Genomic DNA, 19977 nt, shown 5'->3' with positions numbered 1-19977 from the left:
TTTTCAGTTCCTCTTACGATAGGAGGAACTGAAAAGGCATCATGCCTTTATCTCTCTTTTATAAACGCCAGAAAACTGGCTGAATAATAATGCAAGAGAAAATCGTTATGCAGAAAATAAAGCTCTGTACGGCGCAGCCGGAAAGGCATTAATCACCAACGGTAAAAGCCCAGCCACTGACATACCTGATATTTAATGTGTACCTGCGTGGCGCAGGTACCGCACCATTCTGCTACCAGGTCGTTCTCGGAAACCGTAATCGGTTCATCGGATTTGGCTTCAGCGGCAGTGAATGGAAAGATATTAGGCTGACGCTGTCAGCCGCGCAGCAAACCGAGCACGAGGCCGCTGCCCACGGGAAGCCATTGTGAACCTCAGCATTCCTGCCACAGCAGCACCGCCTGTACACCGAGGAATTAACGACGAGAGGTTTTCATTATCTCACCTTGCCGTTAGCCGGTTTACCAGACCTTGCTCAACGACAAAGCGTAGGTATCAACAATGGTGACGTTTCGGCAGAAAAGTTGTGACTCCACTTTAGGATGAGGGTAGTTTTCTGGCTCGGTATCTTGAAAAGAAGTTTTGACTACCTGCGTAAGGCAGCACTGGAACAGTACCGAACAATCGGCAGTGCGAGCACCATTTCAGCAGTATGATCTGCTGAATAATCTGTCAGCGCCCAGCAGGCTCCGGCATGGCTCCAAAGGCGAATGCCCGTGCTTTCGCTCTGTCCAGGCCCAATGCCAGCAGCACCATTTCGGCAACCATGCAATCGCAGTCTGGCGAAACCTTGCCCCCGGCAAGGGTCTGCATCGCGCCGGTAGTCATCGCCACTACCATCATCATCGCCAGCCCTTTGTTTTCGTAGTGCAAATCTCCCTGACTGGTTCCCAGCTGCAAGTCAGAGCAAACATTGACTGCCAACAGCGAGCGCATGCCCTCTGCATAGTGCGCAACACTGACCAGGGCGCTGGCCCACTGAGGGTCATCAATGGCGTGCAACACAAAGGATCGTACCCCCACCGCGATTCTCTCGGCTCCTGACGTAAGATCACGACTCAAGGCCGTAACCTCAACGGAAAGGGCTTCTGCCAACGCAATGCCCACCGCGTCCAGAACGTCTTCCTTGCTACGGAAATAGTTATACACCGTACCATTGGAAACGCCGGCCTCTTCTGCCAGCTGGTTCAGGGCAAGTTCAGCGGCCCCTTGCCGGGCGTAGATTCGCATTGCCGCCTCAATTAGCTGCTTGCGAGTGCGCGCCTTTTTTTTGTGGCCTCTTGTCAATCCAGCTTCTCGCGCTGCCGACGCTGGCGCTACCGCTTTATTTGCCATGCCTTGAATCCCGACCTTTCCAGAAGTGCGGTGAATATATCTCAATATTGGAAGATACTATACTTTCATCAATTTCAAACAGTCATCCAGCATCGCCTGCGCCTCGGTGGCGGGCCCGTTGTGCATGACTACCATATCAGGCCGAACAATCGCCGCATGGCCGCTCGGAATACCCGGCACCAGCACATCATCAAACGATTCAATAAAATCTGCCGCAGATCCTGGCTGCGCCTTCTGGCCACGAACACCAATCTGAAGAAATGCGCCGCCCACCGCCGCCCACGCCTCCTTCGCTTCGCGGCTCAAATGGCTTGCAGGATCCACGCCGAAACCAACCAGCGTCAATCGGCCACTCAAGCTGTCATCGCTCAAGATAATGCCATCTGGAATCTTCACAAGCGCTTGTGGGAGCTGGCCTCCACGAGCCAACGGCTTCTTTTTACCCGCGATAAAGCAACCGGCTTTGAAGCTGTTATCCGGCTTGATTTCGAGCTCTTCGAGATATTTGCGCACCGGAGGGATCAAGCCAATCAGACGCATTGCACCGTGAATAGCAATGGCACTCAATGCATTCCTGGGGATCACCAGTCGCCCCATGAACTTGGCCAGATCAATCATCTCTTGTGCATGGGGGCGACGCTCCTGATCATAGCTATCCAGCAGTGCAGGCGTCGCCTTGCCATCAACCACCCAAGCCAGCTTCCAGCCCAGGTTGGCAGCATCCCGGAGTCCTGCCACTAACCCTTGGCCAGCAAACGGCGGAGTAATATGGGCAGCATCCCCAACCAGGAAGACTCGTCCTTTCTGGAAGCTGTCACAGCATCGAGCATGAAAGCGGTACACCGCCTTACGCTCAATATTCAACTCCTCCGGGGGGATCCAGGGAGACAACAGCCTAGCAACCGTTTCTGGTTTCTCCATCTCCTCACGAGTCTCTCCGGGAAGGAGCATAAACTCCCAGCGCTCCCGCCCCCCCGGGGCAGGCATATGTGGAGTCGGGCGTTTGGGGTCACAAATAAACTCAATATGATCAATGGCTTTTCTCTCTCGGCCACCAGCATCCACAATCAGCCAATCTTCCGCGTAGCTCTGCCCCTTGAAATCCTGGCCAATCAAGGTGCGAGCCTTTGAGCCTGATCCATCAGCCCCGACCAGGTAACACGCCTTAATCAGGCCCTGCGTGCCGTCTTCCGTTTCGACCGTTGCCACGACGCCATCGCTGACTTCCTCCAGGTCTAGCAGCTGCAAACCCGAACGGAAGGAAACTGACGTATGCTTGCCAGCCTCTTTGCGCAGAGCAGCTTCAAGATCTGGTTGATAAAACGTCACCAGTTTGGGGTGGCCATCAATGCTGCCTCCGGAATTCACCTTGCCGAAATCCCCGGTATAAGGGCAACGCATCTTGACCTCAGGGATGGCGATACGATCAAACGCATCCTCTCCAAGCCCAAACATCTGCAAGATACGCAAAGCCTCATTGTCCAGAGCAATTGCCCTGGGCATTAGCAACACCTCTTCCACCTTGTCAATTGCCAGGGCATTCACCCCGAAGCGGCCAAGCGCGGCTGTCAGCGCTGCCCCCACAGGACCATAGCCGACGACAAGAACATCTGTGGTAGCAAGCAACTCTATAGATTCATTGTTGTTCATAGTGTGCCCATACATTCAGGTATATACCGAGCCAACACGCCCTGGAGCGGGCCGAGAGTGATGACGTGTATTATTAATACATATTGACACAATACTCAATATTGGATTACCTTTCAATTTGACGGCAGCACTCACCGCCCCAAGCCGCACCTGAATGACAGGCGCCGGGCACCCGATGCCTTACTACGCGCATGGCTTTCCAGGGCCAATAAGGTCAAAGGCTTAACAAACCCTGAGGCAACACTGATGAATGGGATCGCGCTTTCCACGCCACAACCAGCAAGACATGAATCGCCGACCGTAAAGGCCCAGTCGCTGGCCTATCTGATTTTCGAACGGACGGATCTGGACAAGGCACGGGAGTTTCTGACCGATTTCGGATTGCAGGTCGTCAAACAAACCGAATCCGAGCTGTATCTCAGAGGCAAAGACAGCGCCCCCTTCTGCTACCGCGTCCTTCGAGGCGAGCAAAACCGCTTTGCCGGACTGGCATTCCGCGTTGCTGTTAGGGATGACCTGATCGCCCTGTCGAAACTGCCGGGCGCCACCGCCCCGTGCGCCGTCGACTACCCGGGCGGCGGAGAAATGATTACTCTCACAGACCCTTCAGGCTTTCATGTGGAAGTCATCTTTGGGCAGGAACAGGTGGAACCGCTCGCCTACCGCCCGGCGCTGCCACTGAACTACGATGAACGCCCCCGCATTAATGAAACGCAGCGCCCCGCCATCGCGCCAGCAGAAATTCTTCGTCTTGGTCACGTGGTGCTTGAAGTCGCTGATTTCCAGGCCACCTGTGGCTGGTACACACGCCATTTGGGTTTGATTCCCAGTGATGTTCAGGTGCTGAACGATGGCTCCCCCGCCGTCACATTTTTGCGTCTGGATCTGGGCGACCAGCCTGCGGACCACCACACCCTGGCAATGGCGCAGGGGGTCATGCCTGTCTATAGCCATAGCGCCTATGAAGTCGTTGATGCTGATGCCGTCGGCATGGGACAACGCGTGCTGCGTGAAAAAGGATGGAAACACGCCTGGGGTATTGGGCGGCATATTCTTGGCAGCCAGATTTTTGATTACTGGCAAGACCCCTGGGGTGATAAACACGAACATTACTGTGATGGCGATTTGTTTACTGCCGACAAACCCACCGGCATCCATCCCGTCAGCCGTGAAGCCATGTCCCAATGGGGGCAGGTCATGCCGGCCAGCTTTACTAAACCCAAGATAACAGGGGAAGCAATAAAAGCCATCGTGCATAGCCTTCGCCACAGCCCGGATCTTACGCTTAAAAAACTAATAACACTTGCCAAGATTTTTGGCTAACAGGAGAAAACCATGTCACTGAACATCGTCCGCTTCACTACTGATGGCCACCCCCAATGGGGACTTCTTCAGGACAGCAAGGTCATGACCCTGAACACCAGCGCACAAACCACCGGGGAACTTGTTTCTCTTGGGCATAGCGGTATTCACGGCTGTCTTGAATCCCACGGAGCAGTCTACGAGTGCAAGGATGTGACCTTGCTTTCGCCGATCACCACCCCGACCAACGTGCTCTGTCAGGGCGCCAATTACCGACAGCACATGATTGATTCTGGCATGGATCCGGATGCGAAGAAGTTCAACATGTTCTTCACCAAATCGTCCACGTCTGTGACCGGCCCCAGAGGCAGCATCATCAAGCCAAGCCACGTAGAGCTTCTGGACTATGAAGTTGAGCTGACGCTGGTAATAGGCAAAAAGACGACTGGGCCGGTGGAAGTGAACAATAGCAATTTGCACGAATTCGTTGCCGGCATCTGTATCGGTAACGACATATCTGCCCGCGACATACAGATCCCGCAGATGCAGTTCCACAAGGGCAAGAGCTATCGCACCTTCTGCCCGCTGGGCCCGGTGTTGTGCATTCTGGACAAGGATGAGATGCATTATCTCGAAGAGCTGCGCGTACTGCTGACGGTGAATGACGAGGTACGCCAAAAAGACACCACCAATAACCTCATGTTCAAGCCCGCCGAGACCATTCAGGAATATTCCCAGATTCACGACTTTGAGCCTGGCGATATCCTAATGACAGGCACCCCTTCTGGATGCGCTCTTGGTCTTCCCAGCCCGGCCCTGGTCAAAATTTCAGGGTTGCTTCCGGAAGCGAAAAAGTGGCAGCTGTTTATCAAGAGTCAAAAGAAGCGCTCTCAATATCTGCAAGTCGGCGATACTGTCGAATCCACCATTGTCAGCACCGATGGAAAAATCGATCTCGGCAAGCAAACCCACGCTATTGCGAGCGAATCATGACTGTTCAAAGTGGCATTGGATCCTATCAGGATGTAGAAGCTATCGAAGCAGGCATGGCTGGACTCACTCTGCCTGACAGTACCTACGAAATGATCCAGGAGTCGTGCAAGAAAACACCAAGAGCTCCTGCTATTTCATTTTTCCTGCAAACCTCCCAGCATAAAAAATCGAAGGTGTGGAGCTATAAGGATCTGTCAGACCACATCAACCAGTCCGCCAATTTCTTCAACAGTATAGGCGCGGGAAAAGAGACCGTCATTGCCTATATCCTGCCAAATCTCCCGGAAACCCATTGTGTAATCTGGGGAGGCCAGGCAACAGGGATCGTCTGTGCGATCAACCCGCTCCTTGAACCCGATGCCATGGCAGAGCTGATTAATGCTGCCAACGCTTCGGTTCTAGTGACCCTCGCGCCATTCCCGGGAACCGACCTGTGGCCCATGAGGCGCTCAAAAAGACACCCTGTATTCGTCATCTGGCACTGATCAGCCTCACCAATCATCTTGGCGGCATAAAGAAGACCATTGCCCGCGCGCTTCAGAAGAAAGAGGAAATCAGCCTGCATGGCATAACAGGTATTCGCGGCAGCCTTGCCCAATGCACCGTTTATGATTTCAATCGCGAAATCGAACGACAGCCAGCAGACCACTTGGTCAGCCGTCGCACATTTTCAGCCGACGAAACCTCATCCTATTTTTGTACAGGGGGCACGACCGGCACTCCCAAACTTGCCATGCGCACGCACCGCAATGAGGTCGCCAATGCATGGAGTGCCTCCCAGTTTCTGGGGGAAGGCGTAGGCGAAGGCAAGAATATTTTTTGTGGCCTGCCGCTTTTTCACGTCAATGCGGTGCTAGTAACCGGGCTAGTTCCCTTTTCTAAAGGTGCACATGTGATCCTCGGCACCCCTCAGGGGTATCGTGGCGATGGCGTAGTCAGCGATTTCTGGGAAATTGTTGAACATCATCGCATCAACTTCTTTAGTGGCGTTCCGACACTGTTCTCAGCACTTCTGCAAAACCCGATCGGGCAGCATGATATCAGCAGCCTTGAATACGGCCTGTGTGGCGCCGCTCCCTTGCCTCGCGAAGTATTTCGGAAATTTCAGGACAATACGGGTCTGAAGATGCTTGAAGGCTACGGACTCACCGAAGGCACCTGTGTCAGCAGCGTCAACCCTCCACTAGGCGATCGCCGACTCGGCTCCATCGGACTGAGAATACCGGGCCAGCAAATGAAGGCCGTTATCCTGAACGACGATGGTATCTACCAGCGTGATGCCAATGCCGAAGAAGTCGGTGTTCTTGTCATTTGCGGGCCAAACGTTTTCTCTGGCTACAAGGTCCCGGAGCAGAACAAGGGCCTGTGGGTCGATTGCGGGGACCAGCAGCGCTGGATGAACACCGGAGATCTTGGCCGGCAGGATGCGGACGGCTACTTCTACCTTACTGGCAGAAAGAAAGAGCTGATCATTCGTGGTGGTCACAATATTGATCCCAGCACCATTGAAGAGCCTCTGCATCGCCACCCTGCCGTCCAGGCCGCCGCCGCCATTGGGCGTCCGGATCCTTATGCCGGTGAACTCCCTGTCGTCTATGTGCAATTAAACCCCGGTGAGGCCGTGACCAAAGAAGCTCTACTGAAGTTTGTCCAAGACAACATTCCCGAACGTGCAGCCTGGCCCAAAAGCATTGAGATCATCGACGAAATTCCCCTAACGGCTGTCGGCAAGGTCTTCAAGCCAGCCCTCAAGCATCAGGAGATTCATAATGTGATGACTGATACGCTAAAGCAGGCAGGTCTGAGCTTCCAGGCACTCGCCGTAAGAGAAGAGAAATCACAGGGAATCATTCTTGACGTCACGCTCAGCCCATCGGACGACAAGGAACCCGTTTGCGCAGAGCTGGAAAAATTCCCCTTTATTGTCAACGCGATCCAATGAGAAAGGAGAGCCATTAGTGAAAGCCCTCGCCATTGGAGACTACCAACACGGTAAGCTGCACGCGATTGATGTCCCGGACCTTCTACCGCCCGCCTCTGGCGAGGTTCAACTTTCCCTGATCGGCACCTCCATCAACCCTTTCGATCAAAAATTGGTAAAGGGCTATGGCGCCCCGCTGTTTAACCCCGGACAGCGCTTTCCGGTAATTCCTGGCAGGGATGCCGTAGCCAGAATCGAGGCCATTGGCAACAAGGTGAAAGGGCTGGAAGCAGGCCAACGTGTTCTGGTGGCCAGTACCGCCCGTTCCGGTGGCACCTACTCAAGGCGTTTCAATCTCCCCCTTAAATGCCTCACCCCACTTAATGACAACCGCCTGACCGATTCACAGGCCGCAGGACTGGGTTATGCAGGCCTGACCGCAATCCAGGCCCTGCATGCGGCTGGTATCAACCCCAGTACGGCGCAGGGGAAATCACTGTTGATCAATGGTGCTAGCGGCGGCGTCGGCAGTATTGCGCTGGTGCTCGCCTCCGCTTGGGGGGCCAGTATCACCGCAACCGCTAGCCGACATAACCTCGACTGGATTCGCGCTCTCGGTGATTGCCAGGCGGTGGATTATCGGGATCGCGCCCAGATGGCTCAGGTTCAAGCGGACAGCATCGTGAACCTAGCTCCGGACACGTCACCGGACGTCGAGCAAAAGTTGATCAGTATTCTGGCGCGCAGCAACGCGTCCTCACGCGCCTATGCTACCTCAGTACATCCGCTGCTCGGGAAGGTTACAGAAAAAGGGAAAATACCTGGCCTGCTATCAGCCGGCGCCCAGATAGCCAGAAAATACCTTCACTATCGTCGGCAAGGGATACGTTACAGCTGGGTGGTGGTAAGCGAAAACCCCCAGCATCTCTGCGAACTGGCAAGTACATTCGCGCAGCGTCCAGACATCAACATCGCAGGCAGTACCGCTGACATTGCCACGCTGCCGGCCGCGTTTAACGACGGTCCAAAGCGTTCCGTTCCGGGAAAATCTATCTTTATGGGCAGGCTCGACTAAAAACTTCATTTCATAAAAAGCGCTAACAAGAATGACATGCGTAAAAGAGTGCAGAAATGAAGAAGAGCCCCCGCCAACCCCCGAAGACAGCACTATCTCATCCCGATACGAAGAGACATCTAGGCCACCTCCCCGTTCCCCCGTGTTGCTGATGAGTATATCCCCCCTGAAGGGTGATGCTCTTTGCCCAAGTCAAAGGCCCGCCCGGCCCACATATCGACCCGACAATGAGCCCCCAGAGATAGCCACTCGCCCAAACTGTCCAGATCCCCCATGAATCCTCTCCCATATCGCTATATCATGACCGCCCACTGATTTATTGCCCCCATGGAGGACCTGTGAGCGCGGACCTGAGCCAACATACGCCTATGATGCACAGGTGTGTTTGCGGCTGTTTTTACTGCTTTGGATAAGGGATATAAGGCTAGCTACACCATAAGCTATACAAAAACCGTGGTTTCAGCTGGATGGACATGGACACTCTTGGACGAAAGTACGACCTTCATTGACACACCTCGTCATTAAGACCGGTTACAGATAACAATTAGTTCCGTACTTCAGATTAAAGACTTCAGTTCAAAATTCAGATCACGCAATGCTTTAGCGCTGATGCTTTTGCGTTGCTGCACCAGCTTCTTACCCACCATGAAAGCAATAGGCAGATTGACTGCATCAACAGCAATGACACACCCCTCGCATAGATAGAAAACTGCAAATTCCTTGTCAGTGATGTTGCCACGTAGTACGCGCTGGTCATGATTTTGCGACAACCCTACCATCTGCAGGCGAACGTCATACTGGTTCGACCAGAACCAGGGGGCGCTATCGTAGGGCTTCTCCTCGCCCATAAGAGTCGCCGCCGCCGTACGCGCTTGATCCACAGCGTTAGCCACAGATTCAAGGCGCTGCCTCTTGTCGAAGAATAGATTCCGGTGGCGGGTACAATCGCCGATTGCCAAGATGTCAGGATCATCGGTGCGAGTAAATTCATCGACGACAATGCCGTCATCACAGAGCAGGCCAGCATGCTCAGCCAAGACCGTTTCCGGTATTACACCAATTGAGACAAGCACGATATCCGCTGGCACCTTGCCCCCACCGGACAAGGTCACGCCAGAGACGTGCCCCTGACCATCTGATTCAAAACCGGTTACAGCCGTCTCCAAGCGTACATCAACGCCGGCCCTCGCATGTTTGGCGTAGAAAAATTCGGACATCTCTGGCCCCGTAACACGCTGCATCAGACGCTCAGCAGCTTCCAGGACGGTAACATTAACACCTTGCTTGGTCGCACTGGCTGCCACTTCAAGTCCGATATAACCGCCCCCCACGATGACTAGGCGTTTGCCGGGTGCTAGCTCACTACGCAGGGCATCCGTGTCCGCGATATCATGCAAATAATGAATGCCTTTCAAATCTGAGCCCGGCGCGTTAAGGCGGCGGACATGTGAGCCAGTGGCCAAGACCAGTCGGTCGTACTGTAAGGTGCTTTGATCTGACAAAATGAGGTTTTTGTCGTCTCTGTTAATCTGTTCTACGCGCACGCCGAGCCGTAATTGCTGTCCCGCATTCTCGTAAACCGAAGGCGGTTTAAGGTATAACGATGCCTGATCAACCTCCCCCGCAAGGTAATTCTTTGACAAGGGCGGCCGCTGGTAGGGAGGGTGTGGCTCTTCGCTAACCAAAATCACTTCATTTGGGTATTTTTTTTGCAGCAAGGCGGTCAGAAGTGTTCCCGCTGCGTGTCCACCACCAATGATGACGGTGGTCTCTTTCTTTTTTTTGGTCATAACTTGTCTCTTTCTATGCGCCTTGGAACCGAGTTATCCATAAGCCAAAAACTTAGTGAAGAACAAGAAACTGTAATATCCAGCGAGCTAGGCACATGATGCCTAACCGCCTGCCATCGCGGCGTCCTCAAGAATCATCGCAGCCCCTTTCTCACCGATCATGGTCACCGGCTGATTAGTATTCCCACCAACCAGAGTTGGCATGATGGAAGCATCAACCACCCGCAACGATTGCAAACCGTGCACGCGAAGTCGGGAATCCACCACAGCCATCGGATCTCTCCCCATCTTGCAGGTGCCGACCGGGTGATATGCCGATTCGCCGCTGCGACGCACCCACTCGGCGAGATCTACGTCCTCCTGTATGGACTGGCTTGGTGAAATCTCTACGTCCTGGTGCACATAAAATGCACGCTGCGACAAGATCTTACGAACAAGCTTTACCCCACGAACGAGCTGCTCGACATCGGCAGGCTCAGCCATATAGTTGGGATCAATCAACGGGGCCGCCAGCGGATCGGCACTGTTTAAACCAATACGGCCACGGGACAAAGGCCTGAGCCCATAGAGCATCACTATGTAGCCATAACCGCTCATTGCGGTTTTCATGTCTCGCCCGTGATCGGCGTACAGCATTGGCCCGAAGTGTAGTTGCAGATCAGGTATCGCCAGCTCTGGCCGGGAGCAGATGAACCCACCAGCTTCAGCCCCGTTGCTCGACAGCACACCTCGACGACCGCTCAGGTATTGCAGTAAGGCCCACGCGCCCTTCAGCCAGTAGCTCGGATGCATCGAGATACTCTGACGGCTGCGAGCCCTGACCCGGACAAAAACATCGATATGGTCCTGAAGATTGCGACCCACACCCGCCAGTGCATGACGTAGCTCAATGCCATGTCGAGCAAGTTCCTCGCGGGGACCGATGCCTGACAACATAAGCAGTTGCGGCGAGTTAAACGCACCACCGCAGAGGATAACCTCACGCCCTGCACGAGCTCGCACCAGACCCTTTGCGCTGCGATACTCGACACCAATAGCGCGAGTGCCATCAAACAACACCCGAGTAACATGTGCATCACTACGAACGTTCAGGTTCGAACGCCCCGTCGCTGGATCAAGATAAGCACGCGCATTACTAAAACGCGAGCCGTCCTTCTGGTAAGTATAGTAATAGCCCACCCCCTCCTGTTCGGGGCCGTTGAAATCCCGATTGCGTCGATGCCCCGCCTGTACTCCCGCCTCGACAAACGCCGCACTCAACGGGTTGGTATAACGTCGCTCCGCCACATTGAGAGGGCCATCCTTACCATGGAATACTGCCGTACCCGGCACCGTCTCAGGCTCGTAATGTTCTGACTTACGAAAATACGGCAGCACCTCGGCGTATGACCAACCGTGACACCCCTGCCGTGCCCACTCGTCGTAATCCCTGGCGTGACCACGGATATAGACCTGGGCGTTAATCCCGCTCGAACCGCCAAGCATCTTGCCCCGCGGCTGGAACAACGAACGACCGTACATGTGACGCTGTGGCTCGGTATAGAACTGCCAGTTGAAACGGCGACTGAACATCAACTGCAAAAATCCCAGCGGCGTGTTGACGAAAGGGTTGCGGCGACTCTCCGGCCCGGCTTCGAGTAGCAACACCGAATAGAGGCCACTCTCGGACAAACGATTGGCTACCGCGCACCCTGCCGAGCCAGCGCCCACAACGATATAGTCGAATTCTTCAGTCGCCAGCCCGGTCAAACTTTTCATTAATTTTTTGCCGTCAGTTTGACCATCAACTTCGAATAACCGCGCACGAAGTTGGACTGTACACGCTCCGGCTCGCCAACCACTTCGATATTTTCGAAGCGCTTGAGCAGTTCTTCCCACAAAATGCGCAATTGCAGTTCGGCCAGGCGGTTACCCATACAACGATGAATACCGTAGCCAAAAGAAATATGGTTCCGTGCGTCCTTGCGATCAATAATGAGTTGATCGGGGTTGTCAAACTTGCGTTCGTCTCGATTACCTGAGGCATACCACATTAACACCCGGTCCCCTTTCTTGATGGTCTGGCCACGAAGTTCTACGTCCTGTGTCGCGACCCTGCGCATGTTGGCCAGTGGAGTTTGCCAACGAATGATTTCCGAAACCATGTTCGGAATCAGGTCCGGATTAGCCTTCAGCTTGGTGAACTCCTCGGGGAATTGATTCAAGGCCAAGACACCACCGCTCATGGAATTCCTTGTGGTGTCATTGCCGCCAACGATGAGCAGAGTCAGATTCCCGATAAACTCCATCGGCCGATTGATCAGGTCTTTTGTGTCGTCGTTGCTCTGCAACATATTGATCAAGTCAAAACCGGGTTCTTCGCCGGCTGCACGACGTGCCTCCTTGTCTCGCCACAGCCTTGAGAACGCCCTCGCCATGTCTGCCGCATCGTCAAACATGACATCTTGGTCGGTAAATTCGCCACCCGTGGCAGATGCCGCACCGGACAAGCGATCAGACCATTCAACGAGTTTATGGCGGTCTTCATAAGGGAAATCCAGCAGTGTAGCCAGCATGCGGCCAGTCAGCTCTTTGGATACTGCAGGCACCCAGTTGAAGGGTTTATCCAGCGGCAGGCTGTCTAGCACTTCGGCTGCTCGGGACCGGATTAAACCTTCCATTTCCTTAAGGTTTTTTGGCGCTACCACACCCTGCACCGCCCGACGTTGCACATCATGCTTGGGCGGATCCATGGCGATAAACATTTCCACCGATAGTCCGTCCGGTGGATCACCCAGAATAATTTGCGGTTCAGAGGAGAACAGTTCGTGACTCTTGTCCACGAACAAAATATCTTCATAGCGAGTTATCGACCAGAAAGGCCCGAATGGACTCTTCTTCTGGTAGTGTACCGGAGCTTCATCTCGCAGCCGCTTAAAATAGGCCCGCCACTGATCTTGTCGATACAAAAAAGGGTTGCTGGTGTCGATATCTTCGAGTGCCAAGGTGTTGACATCAGGCAAGGAGGTTTCGACGAATTCCATTTGTGTGGATCGAGAACCCACTGTCTTTCTCTTCGCCTTCATCAGCATTTTCATCGTTTTAATCTGAAAATGCATCGGCACCACTTTGGACGAGGCGTTGAATACTTTTGTCTGAAACGCATTGCTTGATCTTGTTTTTGTTGACATAGCATTCTCCCTGTTTACATCTGGAATTCAGGCAAATGCACGGTCATACCGTCCATCGCCTCAGTAATTTCTACCTGACACCCCAGGCGCGAGGTTCTCGCCCGCTCCGGGGTCATGGACAACATCTGTTCTTCTGCGTCACCAACCCTTCCGGTCTTGCCGAACCACTCATCGGGAACAATCATGTGACAGGTACCACAGGCGCATTCGCCGCCGCAGTCACCGTCAATACCTGGAACGGCGTTATCAACGGCGATTTGCATTAGCGTAGAACCCACCCCGAACTCCGTAACATGCTCGGTGTCGTCATGTTCAATAAAGATAATTTTTCCCACAGCGTGTCTCCTAGCATTTATATCTACCTTGAAGATTGGCTATGTGTCGGAACACCGACGAGGACATTTCTTGACAGACCGGGGACATTTAAAGACAGTTACCGCATTCCGAGGAATCGCTGATGGCAATAACGACGCTCAAACAGGGTTTGAAAAACGTGGATGCGGATATCCCGTCGAACTACTCACGCCTTATCGCCCGAGAACTTGGCTTGAGTGTACGAGAACTCCCTAGCCTCTTGCGCAACACGGGTGTAGATGTCGAACAATTACTCAAAGATGAAAGCTTGCTCACTGCAACCCAGCAGATTCAGATCTTGCGTAATGCTTTAGATTTATCCGGCAAACCAGAGTTCGGGTTACGGCTGGGCAGGCGTCTCACCCCCGCAACCCATGGGGTGATGGGATTTGTTGCTAACAGCAGCCCCGACCTTTATACCGCGCTGCAAGCCGTTCACACTTTCCTGCCTACCCGGGCGAGCTTTATTCAAGTGGACTTGCAGCGGGCTGAGGACTACCTGGAATGCGTTGTAAACTTCCAAGTACCGATGGAAAATGATGTGGAGCGCTGCCTGGAAGATACTGTGATCAAGGCTTTTTTCGAAATCGGCGAGTTCATCGTAGGCCGCCCTCTATATGAATCTGAAGTCCACTTCCCTCATCCAGCTCCCGTCTACCAGGGCATGTACCGTGAGTATTTACCAGGCAAGGTTTACTTTAACTCCGATCACTTCAAGCTAAAATTGGCAATGGGGTTGTGTCGAAAACCGAACGCATCGGCCAATCATGAAAGCTATCATCTAGCCTTTCAGCAGTGCGAATCCATGCTTGCGCGTCTTCAGAGTCCTGAACCGGACTATCGGACTCGGTTACAGAAAATGATGCTGTCCCGGCCACCCGGAACACTTAGTGAAGAAGAGGCGGCTGCCTCTCTCTTTATAAGCAAGCGCACCCTGGCACGGAAACTCAAAAATGAGAACAGCAGTTTCAGGAAGATTCGCGAGGAGGTACTATCGAAGCAAGCAGTAAGCTATTTGTGCAATAGCCAGCTGTCCGTCGAAGCCACCGCCACACTGTTGAATTATCACGACACGGCGAGCTTCAGACGGGCATTTAAACGCTGGTTTGGTCAGACACCCGATCAATACAGGCAGCATGCAGGTTAGTGTTTATAAACAGACTGCACTCACAATCAGCAGCGAGTACGGCCATCAGTTCTCACTGAATAGCAACGTCTACCGCTTGAGCACACCATCCTTAATTACCGTCCACACAAAATCTCCGACATCCTTCACCGTATATCGCCCCCCCTCATTGAACCACGTTGCTACCCAGTTCAACGCGCCCAGCCCGATAAGACGCAAAAGATCACGATCCACATCAGCACGAATCAGGCCCTGAGAGGACAAAGATTGCAACATGGCAGACCAAAGAAGCTCGTATTTGTCTCGTAGATCAATCATTTCCTGGCGGGACTCTCCATGCAAGGAGCGCCATTCAAAAAGGAGGACATAGACCATATCCGACCCACCAACCAGCAACTCAAGGTGAGCATTAATCCCCTGACGCAACTGCTCAAGCGGCTCACTTTCCCCCCGAATGGCCTCAGACAAGGCCGTAGACGCTTGCTCAAGCGCAAGGCGCATCAAGTCGACCAGAATGCTTTCCTTGGAGGGGTAACGGTAATGCAAGCTGCCAGGCAGCATGCCACAAGCCTCGGCGATTTCTTTAACGGTGGTTTTATCGAACCCCTTTTGACGAAATAGACGAGCTGCAGCACCGAGCACAAACACTCGATCCGCCTCCGCCACCGGCGTTACCTGATTTTTCTTTCTTCCCACAAGGCACTCCCATGCTGTAAGCCTTTGATTCTAGCATTCCTTTTAAAGTCGGCCCAGCTTTGAAGGCCGATAGCAATATCGGAAATATACAGATTAAAGTTTGCTGTTTACCCTAAAATCTTGAATTTGGTTGGTCGTACAAATAAAGTCCAGTGAATGCACTTTACTTGGGAGCGACCCAATGGCTCTGGCAAACCGCAAGATTGGTTACGACGAGGTTGTAACCCGTGACATTCACTTTCCCATGAACATCGAAAACGTGGCCCGCCACTGGTTTCGCAACGACCCTTGGTCCACTCACTGGATGAACGCCATTCTCGCCGCCGTCCCCGACGGTGAACGCTGGGTCATGAATTCCGCAAGACGGCAGCTTGGCAAACTTGACGATCCAGAAGTGCTGAACGCAGCTAAAGAGTTCATTCGTCAGGAGCGCATTCATGCTCGTGAGCACGATGAAATGAACGCCATCGGCGTGCAACACGGGGTTCCCATCGACAAGGTTGAAGGCGTGTTCAAGCTGATCCGTAAACAACTCCAACACCGCCTCAGTGACGATATGCAGAGCTCCATCGCAGCGGCGTTTGAGCACTTCACGGCCATCATTTCCGCAGTGCTGCTTGAGCACCCGGAACTGTTTGACGAAACCCACCCTGATTTGCGTGCCATGCTCTACTGGCATTTTGTCGAAGAAACCGAGCACAAGAGCGTCAGTTATGACGTGTTCGTCGATGCCAGTGGTGGCGGCTATCGCAGTTACCGACTGCGTCTCAGTGGCATGCTACTGGCTATTGCCCTGGGCTTCCCCATTATGATCGGCAACCAGACCTATCTGCTCTACAAAGATCGTCAAATTCTGAATTTGCGCTCAGCCGCCAAAATGACCAAGGTGCTGTTCTGGCGTCCCGGCATTCTCTCCAAGGTTCTGACTGGCGTGCCCCCCTATTTCTCTCCCACTTTCCACCCCTGGGATGACGATAACCGTGACGTGATCCGGATCTGGAAACGCGCCTACGAAAGAACTGGCGACCCTCATAAGGCCTATCAAGCGCTCAGAGACCATCGCGCCAACAATGTACACGGTACATCCGAAACGCCACAACCTGAACCCGCATGGGGGCAGGCATGAAAAAGACACCCTTGCCCCCGTCAACTCAGGCGGCAGCTGTCATCACCGGGGCGGGTAGTGGCATCGGTCGTAGCTTTGCTTACGAAGTTGCCCGTCGAGGCGGTTCGGTACTGTGTGTCGATATCAATGAAGAGCGCGCCGAACAGGTGGCGATCAGCCTGCGAGCACTCGGTACTCACGCGGTAGCCCTGGGGTGTGATGTAGGCGATGAAAAACAGATGGCCTCCCTAGCGGATAATGCTGAGCGCTTGCTCGGCAGGCCGGTAACCCTGGTGATCAACAACGCCGGCGTCGGCCTCGGCGGCCCAATCGGCGAGGTGTCACTTGAAGATTGGCACTGGTGCATGAACGTCAATCTATGGGGGGTTATTCACGGCTGCCATTATTTTGCCCCTCAGCTTCGCGATCTGGGCTATGGAGGCATCATCAATGTGGCCTCTGCTGCCGCATTCGGGTCCGCCCCGGAAATGGCCGCCTACAACGTCACCAAGGCGGGGGTGCTGGCCCTGTCCGAAACGCTGTCTTCTGAACTGACCGGTACCGGCGTAAAAATCACGGCCCTGTGCCCAACCGTGGTCCCGACCAATATCGTCGAGAATGGGCGCCTGCCTGAGCGTCGCCGTGACTTTGCCCGTTCAGCGATGACCCGCTATGCCCTCACCAACGCCGACCAGGTGGCCCGACAGACCCTCAATGCACTGGATCGTGGTGAGCTTTACATGCTGCCACAAATTGACGGCCGGCTTGCCTGGCGGTTGAAACGCCTGACGCCACGACTATACGCCCGCGCGATTGGCGAAGCTTACAGAATGCTGGCTGATTAAACCGCATTAGTGGAAACGAAACACGCAAGGAACCCAAGATGGCCTCCATTCCTACAACAATCATGAAGCTGCTTTTTCGCACCGGTCTGAAGCACGATATACGCGATCCAGACAAACTGGTAAAACACTTGCGAAGAGTCATGAACGCGCCTTTGGCCCCCTCTCTGCTGCCACGTGGAGTGCAGCTCAAGCGAGGCAAGGTTGCTGGAATACCTGGCCACTGGCTAGGCACTACAGACCCACACTTCACCATACTCTACCTGCATGGTGGTGCCTTCATCGGCGGGCGGCTTGATACATATCACCACTTTTGTGGTCGTTTGGCTCACGCGCTGAACGCGCGGGTATTTCTCCCGGATTACCGGCTTGCCCCCGAGGACCCTTTCCCGGCAGCAACGGATGACGCCTTTCACGTGTATCGCGAACTGATAGCTGACCCTCGGCCCATGGTGATTGCAGGAGACTCGGCAGGTGGAAACCTGACGTTAGTCACACTTCTACGCGCCCGTGATCATCAGCTAAGAATGCCAGCCTGCGCCCTTGCCATTTCACCAGCATCGGATGCTCGAGGGACCCTGATGTCTAGACAGGCAAATAGCGACAGTGATGCCATGTTATCCCATGACATGATTAAGATGGCTACGGATATCTATCTGGCCGGGGCTGATCCCGATCACCCGTATGCCTCACCAATCACCGCAGATTTCACCGGCTTACCTCCTCTGCTTTTCACTGTCAGCAGCGAAGAGTGCTTACGCGACGACACCCATGCAGCCGCACAGTGCGCCCGGGACGCGGGTGTACCTGTGCAGATTCTGGAGCGCGATGATATGCCGCACGTTTGGCCCGTATTCACCTTTCTGCTGCCTGAGGCAAAACAGGACCTCCCCTCCATCATCCGCTTTCTGGAAAAAAACCTGACCAGCACTCAAGTCAGCAAGGCACCAACCCAAACGGCCAACGCTGGCACTGGAGCAATTGCGGAAATTTCGTCATGAACATAGCTGCTGTCGCAATCCATTCCCCTCGCCCCAGCGTGACCCCCGATCATGAAGTCATCATCATCGGCGCGGGCATTTCTGGAATTGGTGCGGCAATCCAACTACGTGCCGATGGTATCAAAGACATCCTAATCCTTGAGCGAAGCGAGGACGTGGGAGGCACATGGCGCGATAATCGTTATCCCGGGATTGCTGTCGACATTACCTCGTTTACCTATTCATTTTCCTTCGAACAAAACGCAAATTGGTCTCGCGTTTTTGCACCGGGAAACGAGCTTTACCAGTATACAAGGCAGGTAACGAGCAAGTATGGAATCTACCCACTGATTCGCTTTGGTGTCGAAGTCAGTCGCGCCCGTTTTGATCTCGACAACCATGTCTGGTTTATCGATCTTACGGATGGCAGGCGACTTAGTGCACGCCATATTGTCTCCGCCTGTGGCGGTTTGATATCACCCAAGATGCCAGATATTGAGGGGCTTGATACGTTCCAGGGCAATGTCATTCACACTGCACGCTGGCCAGATGACCTTGATCTTAGTGACAAGCGAGTAGCGGTAATAGGCACTGGCGCCACCGCAGTGCAACTGATTCCGAAAATTGCCCGCCAGGCTCGTCAACTGGACGTCTACCAGCGCACCCCCATCTGGGTGCTGAAGAAGCCGGATCAGACTCTGCCTGGCTGGCTCAAGGTATTGTTTCGAACAGTACCGGGCCTGCAACGCAGCCTTCGCGCTGCCACCGACACCGTCAGCGAAACCCTGATGGTGCTTTCCGCCATTTATTACCGCCAGGCCCCCTGGCTGGTCCGCATGTGTGAAAAGGCGGGCATTAGCAACCTGCGTGAACAGCTCCCCAACCGCAAAGACCTGTGGGAAAAGCTGACGCCCAAATACGGTTTCGGCTGCAAAAGACCGACGTTCTCCAACGACTATTTCCGAACCTTTGCCCGAAACAACGTTGAGCTTGTCACGGCCCCGATCAAGCGTATTACGTCCCACGGCATCACCACCCAGAACGGCCGCTCACGGCGTATCGATACCTTGATCCTCGCCACCGGTTACAAAACCTTTGAGAAAGGAAATATCCCCTCGTTCGACGTTATCGGCAGCAACAACATTAGCCTGGGTGACTTCTGGCATGACCATCGCTACCAGGCCTATGAAGGGCTGACGATTCCTGGCTACCCGAACTTCTACATCATGCTCGGCCCCTATGCCCTTATCGGAACCTCTTACTTCAAGATGGTTGAAGGAAATTCCATTCACCTTTCACGCTGCATTCGCGAAGCCAATCAGCGTGGCGCCACCCAGGTTGAAATTCGGCAGTCAGCCCACGACAGTTATTTCCTAAATATTCAGAAACGTCAGCAGAACACCGTATTCCTTAATCACAACTGCGCGCTGTCGAACAGTTACTACTTCGATCACCATGGTGACGCGCCAATGCTGCGCCCCTCTACCTCTCTGGAAATGCTGTGGCGGGCCAAACATTTACCGATGGAGCACTACCGGTTCAGTGAACTGGGCAACCATGCTGGCTTCGGGACACAAACCAGTGAGGACCATTTCGGAAAAACATACAGATGACGTCTATCTATGGGTGTGCCTGGAA

Annotated in this window: 17 protein-coding genes; 10 read left to right on the top strand and 7 right to left on the bottom strand. The window is 53.8% G+C overall.

From position 1 onward, the window contains the following. Positions 1–672: 672 nt before the first annotated feature. Both ABNH18_RS15525 and ABNH18_RS15520 read right to left on the bottom strand, forming a co-directional pair. A complete protein-coding gene (locus ABNH18_RS15525; protein ID WP_349383701.1) occupies positions 673–1335 on the bottom strand; it encodes a TetR/AcrR family transcriptional regulator in 663 nt (220 codons plus the stop codon). A gap of 57 nt (positions 1336–1392) precedes the next feature. Beyond that, positions 1393–2985 carry a bifunctional 3-(3-hydroxy-phenyl)propionate/3-hydroxycinnamic acid hydroxylase gene (locus tag ABNH18_RS15520; RefSeq protein ID WP_349383700.1) on the bottom strand — a complete coding sequence of 531 codons (1593 nt, stop codon included), beginning with the start codon at positions 2983–2985 and terminating at the stop codon, positions 1393–1395. Between the two features lie 246 nt (positions 2986–3231). On the opposite strand from ABNH18_RS15520, the gene ABNH18_RS15515 reads away from it, so the two are divergent. From ABNH18_RS15515 to ABNH18_RS15495, 5 genes are read left to right on the top strand one after another with little or no spacing between them, the layout of a single operon-like run. After that, a complete protein-coding gene (locus tag ABNH18_RS15515; RefSeq protein WP_349383699.1) occupies positions 3232–4308 on the top strand; it encodes a VOC family protein in 1077 nt (358 codons plus the stop codon). Between the two features lie 12 nt (positions 4309–4320). Beyond that, positions 4321–5280 carry a fumarylacetoacetate hydrolase family protein gene (locus ABNH18_RS15510; protein ID WP_349383698.1) on the top strand — a complete coding sequence of 320 codons (960 nt, stop codon included), beginning with the start codon at positions 4321–4323 and terminating at the stop codon, positions 5278–5280. Beyond that, a complete protein-coding gene (locus tag ABNH18_RS15505) occupies positions 5277–5765 on the top strand; it encodes an AMP-binding protein (RefSeq protein WP_349383697.1) in 489 nt (162 codons plus the stop codon). Before ABNH18_RS15510 ends, ABNH18_RS15505 begins: the two co-directional genes overlap by 4 nt. After that, positions 5714–7222 carry an acyl-CoA synthetase gene (locus ABNH18_RS15500; protein WP_349383696.1) on the top strand — a complete coding sequence of 503 codons (1509 nt, stop codon included), beginning with the start codon at positions 5714–5716 and terminating at the stop codon, positions 7220–7222. The genes ABNH18_RS15505 and ABNH18_RS15500 overlap by 52 nt, the downstream gene beginning before the upstream one ends. 16 nt (positions 7223–7238) lie before the next feature. Continuing rightward, positions 7239–8276 carry an alcohol dehydrogenase catalytic domain-containing protein gene (locus tag ABNH18_RS15495; protein WP_349383695.1) on the top strand — a complete coding sequence of 346 codons (1038 nt, stop codon included), beginning with the start codon at positions 7239–7241 and terminating at the stop codon, positions 8274–8276. A 557-nt stretch (positions 8277–8833) separates the two neighbouring features. Here ABNH18_RS15495 and ABNH18_RS15490 read toward each other — a convergent pair. The 4 genes from ABNH18_RS15490 to ABNH18_RS15475 all read right to left on the bottom strand — a co-directional run bounded on the left by ABNH18_RS15490 (position 8834) and on the right by ABNH18_RS15475 (position 13571). Then, on the bottom strand, positions 8834–10066 hold the full coding sequence (locus ABNH18_RS15490) for an NAD(P)/FAD-dependent oxidoreductase (RefSeq protein ID WP_007149013.1): 1233 nt from the start codon (positions 10064–10066) through the stop codon (positions 8834–8836). A 102-nt stretch (positions 10067–10168) separates the two neighbouring features. Continuing rightward, the gene (locus tag ABNH18_RS15485) at positions 10169–11824 is read right to left on the bottom strand and encodes a GMC family oxidoreductase (protein WP_007149730.1); all 1656 of its coding nucleotides are present in this window, start codon (positions 11822–11824) and stop codon (positions 10169–10171) included. Next, positions 11824–13236, bottom strand: coding sequence for a cytochrome P450 (locus ABNH18_RS15480; RefSeq protein ID WP_290492293.1), 1413 nt, complete (start codon positions 13234–13236; stop codon positions 11824–11826). The genes ABNH18_RS15485 and ABNH18_RS15480 overlap by 1 nt, the downstream gene beginning before the upstream one ends. A gap of 14 nt (positions 13237–13250) precedes the next feature. Then, on the bottom strand, positions 13251–13571 hold the full coding sequence (locus ABNH18_RS15475) for a 2Fe-2S iron-sulfur cluster-binding protein (RefSeq protein WP_007151505.1): 321 nt from the start codon (positions 13569–13571) through the stop codon (positions 13251–13253). A gap of 122 nt (positions 13572–13693) precedes the next feature. Here ABNH18_RS15475 and cypR point away from each other — a divergent pair, with 122 nt between their 5' ends. Beyond that, positions 13694–14737 (top strand): transcriptional regulator CypR, encoded by a 1044-nt coding sequence (gene cypR, locus ABNH18_RS15470; RefSeq protein ID WP_007150482.1) that lies wholly within the window; start codon positions 13694–13696, stop codon positions 14735–14737. A gap of 69 nt (positions 14738–14806) precedes the next feature. Here cypR and ABNH18_RS15465 read toward each other — a convergent pair whose 3' ends face one another. Continuing rightward, the gene (locus ABNH18_RS15465) at positions 14807–15412 is read right to left on the bottom strand and encodes a TetR/AcrR family transcriptional regulator (RefSeq protein ID WP_007151233.1); all 606 of its coding nucleotides are present in this window, start codon (positions 15410–15412) and stop codon (positions 14807–14809) included. A gap of 181 nt (positions 15413–15593) precedes the next feature. Here ABNH18_RS15465 and ABNH18_RS15460 point away from each other — a divergent pair, with 181 nt between their 5' ends. From ABNH18_RS15460 to ABNH18_RS15445, 4 genes are read left to right on the top strand one after another with little or no spacing between them, the layout of a single operon-like run. Further along, the gene (locus ABNH18_RS15460; protein WP_323775311.1) at positions 15594–16538 is read left to right on the top strand and encodes a metal-dependent hydrolase; all 945 of its coding nucleotides are present in this window, start codon (positions 15594–15596) and stop codon (positions 16536–16538) included. Continuing rightward, positions 16535–17362, top strand: a complete 828-nt coding sequence (locus tag ABNH18_RS15455) for an SDR family NAD(P)-dependent oxidoreductase (protein ID WP_299127763.1) — start codon at positions 16535–16537, stop codon at positions 17360–17362. The genes ABNH18_RS15460 and ABNH18_RS15455 overlap by 4 nt, the downstream gene beginning before the upstream one ends. A 38-nt stretch (positions 17363–17400) precedes the next feature. Next, the gene (locus ABNH18_RS15450; RefSeq protein WP_299127762.1) at positions 17401–18360 is read left to right on the top strand and encodes an alpha/beta hydrolase; all 960 of its coding nucleotides are present in this window, start codon (positions 17401–17403) and stop codon (positions 18358–18360) included. Continuing rightward, positions 18357–19952, top strand: coding sequence for a flavin-containing monooxygenase (locus tag ABNH18_RS15445; RefSeq protein ID WP_349383694.1), 1596 nt, complete (start codon positions 18357–18359; stop codon positions 19950–19952). Before ABNH18_RS15450 ends, ABNH18_RS15445 begins: the two co-directional genes overlap by 4 nt. Positions 19953–19977: the final 25 nt, after the last annotated feature.

Source organism: Alcanivorax sp., assembly GCF_040118815.1.
Classification (GTDB): domain Bacteria; phylum Pseudomonadota; class Gammaproteobacteria; order Pseudomonadales; family Alcanivoracaceae; genus Alcanivorax.
Note: the sequence above shows the minus strand (reverse complement) of the source record. Positions and strands in the feature narration are given on the sequence as shown.

Coding starts and splice junctions, on each gene's coding strand:
- ABNH18_RS15525 (WP_349383701.1), bottom strand. CDS start 1,335: ATGGCAAATAAAGCGGTAGCGCCAGCGTCGGCAGCGCGAGAAGCTGGA.
- ABNH18_RS15520 (WP_349383700.1), bottom strand. CDS start 2,985: ATGAACAACAATGAATCTATAGAGTTGCTTGCTACCACAGATGTTCTT.
- ABNH18_RS15515 (WP_349383699.1), top strand. CDS start 3,232: ATGAATGGGATCGCGCTTTCCACGCCACAACCAGCAAGACATGAATCG.
- ABNH18_RS15510 (WP_349383698.1), top strand. CDS start 4,321: ATGTCACTGAACATCGTCCGCTTCACTACTGATGGCCACCCCCAATGG.
- ABNH18_RS15505 (WP_349383697.1), top strand. CDS start 5,277: ATGACTGTTCAAAGTGGCATTGGATCCTATCAGGATGTAGAAGCTATC.
- ABNH18_RS15490 (WP_007149013.1), bottom strand. CDS start 10,066: ATGACCAAAAAAAAGAAAGAGACCACCGTCATCATTGGTGGTGGACAC.
- ABNH18_RS15485 (WP_007149730.1), bottom strand. CDS start 11,824: ATGAAAAGTTTGACCGGGCTGGCGACTGAAGAATTCGACTATATCGTT.
- ABNH18_RS15480 (WP_290492293.1), bottom strand. CDS start 13,236: ATGTCAACAAAAACAAGATCAAGCAATGCGTTTCAGACAAAAGTATTC.
- cypR (WP_007150482.1), top strand. CDS start 13,694: ATGGCAATAACGACGCTCAAACAGGGTTTGAAAAACGTGGATGCGGAT.
- ABNH18_RS15460 (WP_323775311.1), top strand. CDS start 15,594: ATGGCTCTGGCAAACCGCAAGATTGGTTACGACGAGGTTGTAACCCGT.
- ABNH18_RS15455 (WP_299127763.1), top strand. CDS start 16,535: ATGAAAAAGACACCCTTGCCCCCGTCAACTCAGGCGGCAGCTGTCATC.
- ABNH18_RS15450 (WP_299127762.1), top strand. CDS start 17,401: ATGGCCTCCATTCCTACAACAATCATGAAGCTGCTTTTTCGCACCGGT.
- ABNH18_RS15445 (WP_349383694.1), top strand. CDS start 18,357: ATGAACATAGCTGCTGTCGCAATCCATTCCCCTCGCCCCAGCGTGACC.